General features: G+C 43.3%; 10 protein-coding genes. 1 reads left to right on the plus strand and 9 read right to left on the minus strand.

Annotated elements, in window-relative coordinates; translation table 11 throughout:
- The 7 genes from hflX to N477_RS01985 all read right to left on the minus strand — a co-directional run bounded on the left by hflX (position 1) and on the right by N477_RS01985 (position 7,785).
- On the minus strand, positions 1-1,284 hold the full coding sequence (gene hflX, locus N477_RS01955) for a ribosome rescue GTPase HflX (protein WP_063360946.1): 1,284 nt from the start codon (positions 1,282-1,284) through the stop codon (positions 1-3).
- Positions 1,285-1,305: 21 nt separating this feature from the next.
- The gene (gene hfq / locus N477_RS01960; protein ID WP_039611821.1) at positions 1,306-1,569 is read right to left on the minus strand and encodes an RNA chaperone Hfq; all 264 of its coding nucleotides are present in this window, start codon (positions 1,567-1,569) and stop codon (positions 1,306-1,308) included.
- A gap of 77 nt (positions 1,570-1,646) precedes the next feature.
- Positions 1,647-2,537: a tRNA (adenosine(37)-N6)-dimethylallyltransferase MiaA gene (gene miaA / locus N477_RS01965; protein WP_063361147.1), complete on the minus strand. Its 891-nt coding sequence runs from the start codon at positions 2,535-2,537 to the stop codon at positions 1,647-1,649.
- A 28-nt stretch (positions 2,538-2,565) separates the two neighbouring features.
- Positions 2,566-4,488 carry a DNA mismatch repair endonuclease MutL gene (gene mutL / locus N477_RS01970; RefSeq protein WP_063360947.1) on the minus strand — a complete coding sequence of 641 codons (1,923 nt, stop codon included), beginning with the start codon at positions 4,486-4,488 and terminating at the stop codon, positions 2,566-2,568.
- Positions 4,489-4,491: 3 nt separating this feature from the next.
- On the minus strand, positions 4,492-5,832 hold the full coding sequence (locus N477_RS01975; protein ID WP_063360948.1) for an N-acetylmuramoyl-L-alanine amidase: 1,341 nt from the start codon (positions 5,830-5,832) through the stop codon (positions 4,492-4,494).
- Positions 5,825-6,301, minus strand: coding sequence for a tRNA (adenosine(37)-N6)-threonylcarbamoyltransferase complex ATPase subunit type 1 TsaE (gene tsaE / locus N477_RS01980; RefSeq protein WP_063360949.1), 477 nt, complete (start codon positions 6,299-6,301; stop codon positions 5,825-5,827). The genes N477_RS01975 and tsaE overlap by 8 nt, the downstream gene beginning before the upstream one ends.
- Entirely contained in the window at positions 6,298-7,785 is a 1,488-nt protein-coding gene (locus N477_RS01985) for an NAD(P)H-hydrate dehydratase (protein ID WP_063360950.1), read from the minus strand. The genes tsaE and N477_RS01985 overlap by 4 nt, the downstream gene beginning before the upstream one ends.
- A gap of 3 nt (positions 7,786-7,788) precedes the next feature.
- Between N477_RS01985 and queG the strand changes: the two genes are divergently transcribed.
- Positions 7,789-8,925 carry a tRNA epoxyqueuosine(34) reductase QueG gene (queG, locus tag N477_RS01990; RefSeq protein WP_419555228.1) on the plus strand — a complete coding sequence of 379 codons (1,137 nt, stop codon included), beginning with the start codon at positions 7,789-7,791 and terminating at the stop codon, positions 8,923-8,925.
- Between the two features lie 17 nt (positions 8,926-8,942).
- Here the strand turns inward: queG and N477_RS01995 are convergent, their stop codons facing one another.
- Both N477_RS01995 and N477_RS02000 read right to left on the minus strand, forming a co-directional pair.
- A complete protein-coding gene (locus tag N477_RS01995; RefSeq protein WP_063360951.1) occupies positions 8,943-10,076 on the minus strand; it encodes a response regulator in 1,134 nt (377 codons plus the stop codon).
- 56 nt (positions 10,077-10,132) lie between these two features.
- A complete protein-coding gene (locus tag N477_RS02000; protein WP_063360952.1) occupies positions 10,133-12,085 on the minus strand; it encodes an ATP-binding protein in 1,953 nt (650 codons plus the stop codon).
- Positions 12,086-12,118: the final 33 nt, after the last annotated feature.

Below are 12,118 nucleotides of genomic sequence, written 5' to 3' on the forward strand. Positions count from 1 at the left end.
TTAAGCAATAAACTGCTCTATTTCCGGCCCTTGCTCTTTTTTCAACCGCTCCCAATCAGCTTGAGGCAGTCTCACATTAAGCAGCCAGTTACCTAACTCGTCATAACTCTCATCACAAACCGCATTCAGATTGAATAGTGCCCCGCGTAATTTCCCAAAAGCAGGAGGGACAACAAGCTGATTGCAAAACATCTTTTTTGCAAGCAATTCAGAGATTGCCTGTGACAGTAACTCAATACCTGTATTAGCTTGCGCTGATAGCCACACTCTAATTGGTACGCCATTTTCATCTCTATCGATCTTTGGTTGGATCTCTTCCACTAAATCTATTTTGTTATAGACCAATAGCTGAGGGATCTCATCGGCTTCAATTTCTTCTAAAACCGATTGTACCTGTTCAATGTTCTCTTTTCTTCTTTGGTCAGCAACATCAACAACATGGAGTTGTAAATCTGCTTCACGCGTCTCTGTTAATGTTGCTTTAAACGCTGCAACGAGATCGTGAGGTAGATGTCTAATAAAACCAACAGTATCAGCTAAAATTACTGGCCCAACATCCTCTATGTCTAGCTTACGCAGCGTAGGGTCAAGCGTCGCAAATAGCTGGTCAGCAGCGTATACGTCAGAGTTAGTAATTCGATTGAACAGCGTGGACTTGCCTGCATTCGTATAGCCAACCAGTGATACGGTCGGAATTTCATTTCGGCTTCTTGCTCTGCGCCCCTGCTCTCGAACCACGGCTACTTTATCAAGCCTTTTTCGAATACTCTTAATACGTTCTCTAAGTAGTCGACGGTCCGTTTCTAACTGTGTTTCACCAGGGCCTCGTAAGCCAATGCCACCCTTTTGCCTCTCTAAGTGCGTCCACCCTCTGATCAGGCGTGTTGAAATATGCCTTAGCTGAGCTAACTCAACCTGCAACTTACCCTCGTGTGTTCGCGCACGCTGTGCGAAAATATCTAGGATAAGAGTCGTTCTATCAAGCACACGACAGCGACAAACATGTTCTAAATTTCGCTCTTGAGAAGGACTGAGTTGGTGATTAAATATAATGACGTCTGCTTTATAAGTTCTGACAATCTCGGCAATTTCTTCTGCTTTACCCGTGCCTACAAATAGCTTGGGATGCGGTGCTTGACGGCTGCCTTGCACAACCGCCACGCTACTAACACCAGCAGAAGATACTAGCATTTCCAATTCTTGCAGATCTTCTCGATCTCCTTCGTTAGGAAACTCTATGTGCACTAAGACTGCCTGTTCGCCGGCTTCATAACGGTCAAACAAGCAATATGCTCCTAATATCTATTAAAAATTTCCATCTTCGTTTTGTTCTGCGCCTTCATTTCCTTGTGTATTCTGGAAATTGACAGCTCTAGCAGGAACAACCGTTGAGATAGCATGTTTGTAAACCATTTGGTTTACGGTATTTTCAAGTAAAATCACAAATTGGTCAAAAGACTGGATTTTGCCTTGTAATTTGATGCCGTTAACTAAAAAAATTGAAACTGGAATGCGCTCACGACGCAAGACATTCAAAAACGGGTCTTGTAACGATTGGCCTTTTGCCATTTTCTTATCCTTCGTTCTAGGTGTTATTATGTTGAGTTAGTTGAATAAATTAAAACAAATTATTGGTTCAACTACTATTAGCTTAGCGAACTTAAAATTCGTTGCAAGTTTTCTTGCTCTCCGGTCTCTAGCCAAGTTACATTTGGCCAACTACGAAGCCAGGTCAACTGTCGCTTTGCAAGTTGTCTGGTAGCGGCTATACCTCTGAAAACCATTTCATCGTAATCGCATTCACCGCTTAAATGTTCCCACATTTGCCGATATCCAACACAACGTATAGAAGGCAAATCTGGATGCAAATCATCTCGATTATATAGGGTCAAAACTTCGTTTTTAAACCCTTGATCAAGCATTATTTTAAATCTTTCCTCAATTCGCTCATGCAATATTTTACGATCATTTGGTGCAATGGCAAACTGATAAAAAGTATAAGGCAGCTCAGGTTGTTTTTGCTTTTGCAATAACGACATGGGCTTGCCTGTTATACGGTACACTTCAAGCGCACGATTAATTCGCTGCGAATCATTTTCAGAAATTTTCGCAGCAGCTTCTGGGTCTATTTGCGCAAGCTCCTCGTGCAAAGCTGGCCAGCCCTTTTCTGACGCTTCTTGCTCAAGCTTTGCTCGAACAACTTCAGATGCCTCAGGTAAAGGAGATAGTCCTTCTATGAGTCCTTTGAAATACATCATGGTGCCTCCGACCAAAACGGGCACCTTGCCTTGTGCATGAAGTTTATCTATCAGCGCAATCGCATCGCGGCGGAAGTCTGCAACTGAATAACTCTCTCGAGGGTCAATCAAATCTATCAAGTGATGAGGTGCTTGAGCGAGCTCGTCTGCGTCAGGCTTCGCGGTACCAACATCCATACCCTTGTATACTAGCGCAGAGTCAACACTGATAATCTCAGTATCTAAATGCTTACATAGCTCAATGGCCAGTGCAGTTTTTCCTGCTGCGGTTGGTCCCATCAGCGTAATAACGGGTTTATTCTGCAAACTAATACCCTTTTGGTAATAAATCTAAAATATATTTTGGCTCTATTTTAACGGCTTTTGCCATAATTGCTGCTCTGCTTTTTGGTTTTTTTAGCATTTTTTCACGTACTTTCAGAAAATGCTGCGATGCAAAATAACCTTGTGGTGTATTTTTAAACAGCCATTCAACCCAAAAGTCTAAATTATCTAACGCGCTCTGATGCTCAACACATGTTTCAACAAGCAGGGAAATACATTGGCCGACATCCAAGCTATATAAGCTCACAGGTAACTTTTTCACCATCACATGCGTGCCTTGAAAGCTCAGATCAAAGCCTAATAACGTCAACCAAGAGTTCACTTTTTCGAAGCTTTGCGCTTCTTGCTTATCTTGACTCACTCTCACGGGCAACAGCAAAGCTTTACCTAATAATGTGCCATCCGTTTCAATTTGCTCCAACCATAACGACAAGAGCCCTTCACGAGTATGACCAACCAATAGCGTGTTTTCATCTTGTAGTAACACAGCCCCTTCCGGTAATGCCATCCAGTGCGTCTGTGTAATGATCTGTTCTGTATCGCCTTTTGAGGCTTGAGTATTGTAAGTCGACTCTACGTTCTTAACAGGACGATTGTCAGCCTCAGTTGTGAAAGCTTGATAAAGCTGATTTACATTAACTTGTTTCGTCTGACCAGAAGATGAACCCAAATCACTGCGCGGCGCATGATAATTTGAACGACTAGTGCCGTTCATTTGCCGCCCACTGCTCTCAAAGTTAGCCACACTTGAGCTTGGCATTGAAATATTAGGAATAGGTGTTGCTGATGTTTCTTGTTGCAGCGGTGTCCGGTAGGATTGATGTTGCTCTTCTTGATGCGTTGCAATGTTTGGCTCATTGAGCGCAAGACTGGGCTCAGGTGCTACATCGTCATCGATATGGGTATAAGGCAAGGCTGAAGATCTGGGTTCTACAACTTGCTTTACAGCTTGAACAATAAAATCATGTACTAACCGAGCTTGGTGGAATCTCACCTCATGTTTGGCTGGATGAACATTCACGTCAACCTGTCTTGGGTCTAATTCGAGATAAATGACAAAACCAGGTGTCTCGGGACTGCCCGTCGCCTCTTCAAAAGCTTGTCTGATCGCGTGCAGAATCAGCTTATCTCGCATCATGCGACCATTCACATACGTGTATTGTGGCTGCGTATTACTACCAAGGGGCAATACCCACCCATATAGCTCTAACCCTTCATAACCGGATTCAATAAAGCTCGCTTCACGCTGAAATACTCTCCCAGCAACTTGCGCGACCCTTTCGATACTTCGCGGATCTTGTTTCGCCCGATATTGACGCACCACCTTTTGGTTATGTGTTAGCGTAATCGCCACGTCAAAACGGCTCAACGCGATTCTTTTAACCAATTCATCAATATGGCTAAACTCTGTTTTTTCCGTACGCAGAAACTTCCGACGAGCCGGTGTATTAAAAAATAAATCTTTGACTTCAATAGTGGTGCCGTTTGGATGCGCTGTCGGTTGAACTTGCACAGCCATATCCCGCCCTTCCGCACACGCTTGCCATGCTGTATCTTGAGATTCAGGTTTAGAGCTCAATGTAAGTCTTGATACGGAACTAATCGACGCAAGTGCCTCACCTCTAAAGCCCAAAGAAGCAATCGCTTCAAGATCGTCTAAATTTTTGAGCTTGCTAGTTGCATGTCGAGATAATGCCAGCGCCAATTCGTCTTTGTAAATTCCAGAGCCATTGTCTCGAATCCGAATGAGCTTATGACCGCCTCGCTCTATTTCAACTTGGATGCGGGTGGCGCCTGCATCAATGCTATTTTCTACTAGCTCTTTAACTACGGATGCAGGACGCTCAACTACTTCACCTGCTGCAATTTGGTTAGCCAGCCTCGCTGGTAAAATCTCAATAGCCATGTTTTACGCCCTGGGAATAGTCAGCACTTGACCAATATGTAATACGTTATTTTTCAACCGATTAGCACGCTTTAGTGCTGATACTGTGGTGCCATATCTCGCCGCAACAACGCTCAATGACTCCCCTCGTTTCACTTTATGCTTTAAAGGCTTTTTCTCTTTCAATCGAGCAAATAAAGAGTCATCGGGCGGATTCTTCTGATAGTAGCGCTTGATGGCCGTAAATACGGCGTTGGCCAATCGCTGTTGATGATAAGCCGTTTTTAATTGCTTTTCTTCTTGAGGATTCGAAATAAACCCTGTTTCCACCAAAATAGAAGGGATATCAGGTGATTTTAGCACCCCAAAGTTTGCAGCTTGCGGCCGCTTTTTATGTAACTTGGTGACTTTCTGTAACTCGTCCACCACTTTTTCAGCGACCTGAAACCCGGTTGTCATGGAGTGATCCATAGACATATCGAGCAACGTTTTAGCCAGATACTTTTCATTTGCGGTGTCTTTTATCACCCCAGCAGCACCACCCAATAATTGAGATTGCTTTTCTCTATTCTCAAGCCACTTACCAATTTCTGAATTGGCACGACGCAATGACAAGGTCCACACAGAGGCACCTCTTGGACGAGGGCTAGAAAATGCATCCGCATGAATTGAAACAAAGAAGTCTGCACGCTTCTTTCGCGCTTTCGCTGTGCGTGTATTGAGTTTTAAAAAGTAATCCCCTGAGCGAGTCAATTGCGCCTTCATTCCCGGCTGTTTGTTAATTAACCTTTCCAGTCGCTTGGCTATTTGTAGCGTAATATGCTTTTCATACGTGCCTGTTGGGCCAATAGAGCCCGGGTCTTGCCCGCCGTGGCCTGCATCAATGGCGATAATGATATCTCTATCGCGCTTACTACTTCGTTTTGTACTCGCGGTTTTAGTTACTGGCGGCTTTTTTTGTCCATATAGATCAACAACTAATCTATCAGAACTCTTACCTGTGGGGGCCAAGGGAAAAATGACGGGCTTTGTTGGGCGACTTAATTCAAATACAACCCGTGTACTACTACGCTTTTTTGGTGAGCTATAACGCATCTTTTTAATAATACGGTGCTTCTTTGGGATTGCCGGTAATGTAGGAGGTCGCTTTGTATTCTCAAAGTCAATCACCAGACGCAGTGGCTTTTGCAATACAAAGTAGCTGAACTCAGGTTTTTTTGATAAATCAAACACCACCCGTGTACTTTCAGCCGATGGGCTAATTCGCACATTTTTTATGGTGTTTTTTGCAAATGCCTGTGCTGCAAACATCAGCAGCACAAACATTGTAACTAAATAGCTATATTTAATGATAACACTACGCATAACTACCAATAGTCAGTAATACCTGCAGCCCACGTTCATTATGCGCTTTTAAAGTCACCTTTCTCGCATCACCATCATAAGCAAGATAAATATCAATATCTGGCTCAGGAATAAAACCTTGACCTTTTTCTGGCCACTCAACAATACATACCGCATCAGCAGCAAAGTAATCACGGATCCCCATGAACTCAAGTTCCTCAGGGTCGCCTAAGCGGTATAAATCAAAATGATAAACTGACTTTTCAGGCAATTCGTAGGGCTCTACGAGTGTATAGGTTGGACTTTTTACATTGCCCGTATGCCCAAGCCCCTGCACAATTCCTCGAGTCGTGGTTGTTTTACCAGCACCTAAATCACCATGCATATAAAACACTGCACCTTCAACAATTGAAGATGCAAGCTTTTTACCTAACTCGACAGTCGCTTCTTCATTGGCCAAAGAAAGCGTTAAAGTACTGTTTTGGCTCATCCCATAATACCTCTAATATGGACAAATAAATCACTTGCTAACGTACCGAGCTGCCCATCTCGAGCTGCCTGCTCAGCTGCAAGGCCATGAATATACACACCAAGCGTCGCCGCTTCAAATCGGCTTAAGCCCTGTGCTAATAAACCAGCGATTATACCAGATAATACATCTCCCATCCCAGCACTAGCCATAGCTGAGCATCCTGAGCGGTTAATATTTATTCTCTTTCCATCAACGATTAAACTTCCCGGACCTTTTAAAACGATACAAGCCGCATACTCTGCACTAAGTTGCTCAGCCATCTCGAACCGTTTAGAAGTATTAAAGGTTGAATTTCCCAACAGGCGTTTTGCTTCACCAAAGTGAGGCGTTAATATTGCGCGATGCCATGGCAGATGGGACTGAGCAAGTAAGTTGAGTCCATCCGCATCACAGACAACTAACCCTTGATATTTTTTAACCGCAGCATACATTTTTTTCGCCCATGCATCTTGACCAAGCCCTGGGCCAATTACTACGACATCTGCTTTATTAAGTAGGGCTTCTAATTCCGCTGCGACTGCAACACCATGCACCATTAACTCATAGCGGCCATGTAAAACAGCAGATTGATTTTCAGGGTGCGTCGCCACACTTACCAACCCAGCCCCTGTTCTTAAGCAAGCTTCTGCCGCTAGTCGAATAGCCCCTGCCATGCCTTTTCCGCCACCCACAAGTAATACATGGCCACATTGGTTTTTATAACTGTCAGCCGCTCGAACAGGACGTAAAGAGCGTAAGTATTTGCCACCAGGGTAACAACAATTAGTATGAGATAGTTCAGCAAATGCATCCGCAATGCCTAAGTCAGCTAACAATAACTCACCACACAGGTTCGGTGCATTGCCAGTCAACATGCCTTGCTTGAGCGCAATAAATGTCAACGTTGTATCTGCTTGAAAGCTATCTGGTGATACCTCTGCCGTTGTGCCATTCACCCCGCTTGGGATGTCAACCGCTAACTTCCAAGCTTTACTAGATTTAAAGTAGTTGAATGCTTCTTTAACCGGTTCAGGTAAAGCTCCTCGAAATCCAGTGCCAAATACCGCATCAACAATGGCATCATAGCTGTGATCAATGCACGAACGCAGCGACACCACACGACCACCACTGCGACAAAACAGCTGATAAGCTTCTGCGGCGTCTCCTTTGAGCAAAGACGGTTCAAATAGCGCACACACTGTGACATGAATTTGCGCATGTAAACATCGCTTTGCAAGCATAAAACCGTCACCGGCATTATTGCCCTTGCCTGTAAAAATTAAAATATTTTTGACGGCCCTATTGCGTACTAATTCAAATAACGCGTGACCCGCTCGCTGCATCAATTCGCTTAATGTCGTACCAGAGTTGAGCGCTGCCTGTTCCTCATGCAGCTTTACTTCTTGGGCGCAATAAGCAATTTGTGGTAAATTATGAGTGTATTGACCTTGCAAAATAGACATTCCGTGAATAAAGCCATATCTACTATTAACTATACTGAACTTGCCGAAAAAATTAAGTGTTGGGGCAAAGAATTAGGCTTTGCTGAAGTTGGGATCACCGATATTGACCTCAGTGAACATGAACAGCAACTCCAACGCTGGCTGGATTTAGGGTATCACGGAGAGATGGAGTATATGGCGGCACATGGTATGAAACGTGCTCGACCAGCAGAATTAGTGCCTGGCACAAAAAGTATTGTCTCAGTAAAAATGAACTATCTCCCACCTGATGCCAGCTTTGCTCGCGCCTTAAAAAATAGCACAACCGCTTATATCAGTCGCTACGCACTTGGACGCGATTATCACAAGGTTTTGCGCAACCGACTAAAAAAACTGGGCCAACGTATTGAGCAAGAAGTTGGCCAATATGGTTTTCGTCCATTCGTCGACTCAGCGCCCGTGCTTGAAAGGCAGATCGCCGAAAAAGCTGGGCTTGGCTGGCGCGGTAAAAATAGTTTACTGATTCATAAACAAGCCGGCTCATGGTTTTTTCTTGGCGAGTTATTTGTCGATTTACCACTGCCACCTGACCAAAAGCAGGTAGAAGAAGGGTGCGGAAAGTGCAACGCCTGCATTAGCTTATGTCCAACAGGGGCAATTGTAGAGCCTTATGTTGTCGATGCCAGACGCTGTATTTCTTATCTTACGATTGAGTTACAAGGCGCTATTCCTGAAGAGTTTCGTCCATTATTAGGCAACCGTATCTATGGATGCGACGACTGCCAACTCGTCTGCCCTTGGAATCGTTTCGGACAATTGACCGACGAAGAAGACTTTCACCCAAGGAAAACGCTTAAAGATCGAGAGTTATTAGAATTGTTTGCATGGGATGAAAGTACCTTCTTAAAAAATACCGAGGGCAGCCCAATAAGACGTATAGGCCATGAAAGATGGCAACGTAATTTAGCTGTTGGGCTTGGCAATGCAAATTATGACGAACAGATAATCGCTGCACTCACCGAAAAGCTGCCACATGTGAGTGAGCTGGTTCAAGAGCATATACACTGGGCACTTGAACAACAACAGCTCAAACTACATGACGAACGTAAAAAAGCACGCCTAATTCGCATCGTTGAAAAAGGCTTGCCTCGGGACGCCTAAGCAAAGCAAGACCGCGGTCATTGCTCATCCGTTGTCAAATTGCATAGATCCTGCTCAATCTCTGCAAATGCATCTTTGACTTGGGCAATGGCTTCTTCTCTTGCAACTGAGCTTTGAATTGCTTCATCAATGTGGGTAAAAATAAACACTTCTTGGTCTTCATCTAGTCCCATAGAAGGGATACGAGATTCAAATAACTCTTGCAGCCGTTTAAAAATAGCCTCATTTTGAGAGCGGTTATTATTGAGCATCGACAACAGGCCAGTAAACTTACTGTGGATCGTTTTTATCGCACTATTGAGTTCCCGCTGTTGGTTTATCAAGGTATTTTTAGTCAATATAGATAGCAACTGCTGTTCGGTAACACTAACAATAAAGCAAATATGGTCTCGTATTCGTCCATGTTTATCTGGATCATCTGACGGCATATTGAGTATGAGTACACTTAACAGCTCATAATTCACCAAAATTCGATTGGTAAACTCATGTAACCGCCCTTTGGAATGTAAAATTTCAAACAACTCTATCACAATTGGTGAGCATAGTCCGGCGGTAGAAAAGTGTAGCTTATCACTATCAACTCGCATTTCTATATTGCAACTCAGACCGAAATTCGCAAGACAGTTAATCAATGCATTTGCCAACTCAGAAACATCTTGAATAGTACCAACCTGCTCAACAAAATTTACAATCTGCCCCATTTCACTGCTTGTAGCCATCGCACTGAAAGCAGTTGTGGTCGCATCTTCTATTTGCTGCTCCAGAATATCTTTTTCTAACAACATTTGCCCTAAATGCAGCAATTTTGCTTTGAGCTCACTATGACCAAATGGTTTGACAATATAATCTTCCGCGCCAACGGAGTACCCTTCCATGCGCTCTTCAACCGAGCCTCTAGCAGAGACAAACATCACAATAATATGGCTCAAGCTTGGATTGGCTTTGATGGCTTTACATACTTCATAGCCGCTCATTTGCGGCATACTCACATCCAGTAATATGACCTGTGGGTCATAAGACTCAACAATCTCAAGACATTCTTGTCCACTGGTGGCAGTTTGCACTTCAAAGTCTAGATCTTCTAAGATTTCTTCAATAATTTCGAGGTTAAATGGCTCATCGTCCACTGCTAAAATTCTTTGTAATGCCATAATTTAAGTTCCTTGTGCTCCTTTCCTATAGTTATAGTCACTGATTTAGCTTGTCGCTAGTCACCCTTTAAATTGGGTAGCTCAACAACAAATTCAGCACCGCCACTTTCACTATTTCGTGCGTAAATACAGCCTTTGTGTAACAGCACAAACTCTTTACAGATCGCTAAACCTAGCCCAGTTCCGCCAGCCCCACTGTTGGTCTTGCTGCTTTGTGCGAATTTATCAAAAATATGCTCCAGTTCATCACTTGGGATCCCAACCCCTTGGTCGCAAATTGTTAAACAGACTTGATCTTCTCTTTGAGACAAATAGACTTCAACATGGCTCTGCTCAGGACTAAACTTAAGCGCATTGCCAAGTAAATTTCTGACCACTTGGACCATTTGATCTCTATCACACTCGATGTTTACCCCAGATTCAGGCGCATGCAGATTGATAGAAATACACTTTTCCATTGCCAACCCAGACACATCTTCTACCCCTTCAGCAAGAATGGATACAAAGTTATGTTTTGCCGGGTTAAATGGAAAACGTCCAGCATCTAACTTAGATAAATCGAGTAAGTTATTTAATAACAACAACAACCTTTCACCACTGGTTTCAATACGCGATAAGTATTTGGTTAACTTTTCTATCGGCGCTTCATTTACCGCTAACTTATCTAAGCCAAAACGGGCAAAACTTAAAATAGAATGCATCGGTGTGCGCAATTCATGAGACATATTAGCCAAAAACTCAGACTTACTAATGTTGGCATGCTCAGCAGCCTCTTTGGCTGATTGCAACTGTGAGGTTCTCGCTTGTACTTCAGCTTCTAATACTTCTTTGGCTTCTTCTAGCAACTGTTGCTTACGCTTTAAATGAGCAACATTTTTAAAAATAGCCGCCAGTGCAATCTCGCCATGATGATCAATTTCGATGAAGGTGCCCATTAACGGAATAGGCAAGCTATCTTGTCTTGGCAGTACTAAGTCACAATCGAAATGCCGTGCGATGAGCCCTGTTTCAATTCGACTTTTCAGCGCTTCCACAGACTGGCGCTCAAATAGATTAAAAATAGAATGCGACTCGAGCTCTTGCGCATTGAGTCCAAATAAGTTTAAACACGCATCATTTGCTTCTATCACAAACCCTTTGAGATTGAACAACATAATAGGGTCAGGAGTATGTTTATAAATAACGCGCAGCAAACTATCACGCTCAATTAATGCATCTACAGTATCTTGCAGACGCTCTACTAATTCTTGGTTATGTCGACGTAGCAGCTCCGTTTGCCAAAGCTTGTGAAGTGATTGCAAGAGCGCATTTTCATCAACGGGTTTTGTTAACACATCTTCAACCCCCTGCCGTATGGCTTTCAACGTATCTACCTGGCTTTCTCGAGAGGTCATTAATAAACAGCGACAGTTGATGTGATACAAACGCACTTGCTCAAATACATCCAATCCAGTTTCATCAACTAAATTAAAATCACAAATTAATAAATCAAAATGATGACTCTTTGCTAACAGACCCGCCTCTTTTGAGTTAGTTGCCGTTTTGACATCGAGCTGTGCCCCACGCAAGCTGATAGAAAGCTGCTTGAGTCGTGTCGATATGTGATCTACCAGTAATACCTTAGGCAACAATAATTGTGCTTGTTCACCAATTTCGAGGACTCGCTCTAACAATCCCGTGATTTCTTTATTACCAAAGAACGGGTAAATAACTATCGCGTTGGAAAGCACTCTATTGAGTTGGCTAAATGCAGTAAGGTGCTCGGAGTTTTCAGGCTTGGGCGCCAACAAGATGATTTTTTCATGCTGACTCAGCTCATCTAAAACCTCAAAATACTCAGGCGGGATCCCATGTGCTATCGCAATGACGTCAAAGTGTGAAAAGCAAGTTTGACTGTCTAACGTTTCATAATGAATGTGCTCAACTTCACTGCCTAACAATTCAAACAACACTTTAATACGCATAGCTAGCACACTATTACTGTCTATGATCAATACCTTATTTGACATGGCGACACCCTTTTTCCGTGGTATCGATTAGTG

Origin of the sequence: Pseudoalteromonas luteoviolacea H33-S (assembly GCF_001625695.1) — a bacterium.
Lineage (GTDB): Bacteria > Pseudomonadota > Gammaproteobacteria > Enterobacterales > Alteromonadaceae > Pseudoalteromonas > Pseudoalteromonas luteoviolacea_B.

What these genes read in the sequence shown, in the direction of transcription:
- miaA (WP_063361147.1), bottom strand. Translation starts at nt 2,537, where the DNA reads ATGGGACCAACCGCAGCAGGAAAAACTGCACTGGCCATTGAGCTATGT.
- N477_RS01975 (WP_063360948.1), bottom strand. Translation starts at nt 5,832, where the DNA reads ATGCGTAGTGTTATCATTAAATATAGCTATTTAGTTACAATGTTTGTG.
- mutL (WP_063360947.1), bottom strand. Translation starts at nt 4,488, where the DNA reads ATGGCTATTGAGATTTTACCAGCGAGGCTGGCTAACCAAATTGCAGCA.
- N477_RS01985 (WP_063360950.1), bottom strand. Translation starts at nt 7,785, where the DNA reads ATGTCTATTTTGCAAGGTCAATACACTCATAATTTACCACAAATTGCT.
- tsaE (WP_063360949.1), bottom strand. Translation starts at nt 6,301, where the DNA reads ATGAGCCAAAACAGTACTTTAACGCTTTCTTTGGCCAATGAAGAAGCG.
- hfq (WP_039611821.1), bottom strand. Translation starts at nt 1,569, where the DNA reads ATGGCAAAAGGCCAATCGTTACAAGACCCGTTTTTGAATGTCTTGCGT.
- N477_RS02000 (WP_063360952.1), bottom strand. Translation starts at nt 12,085, where the DNA reads ATGTCAAATAAGGTATTGATCATAGACAGTAATAGTGTGCTAGCTATG.
- N477_RS01995 (WP_063360951.1), bottom strand. Translation starts at nt 10,076, where the DNA reads ATGGCATTACAAAGAATTTTAGCAGTGGACGATGAGCCATTTAACCTC.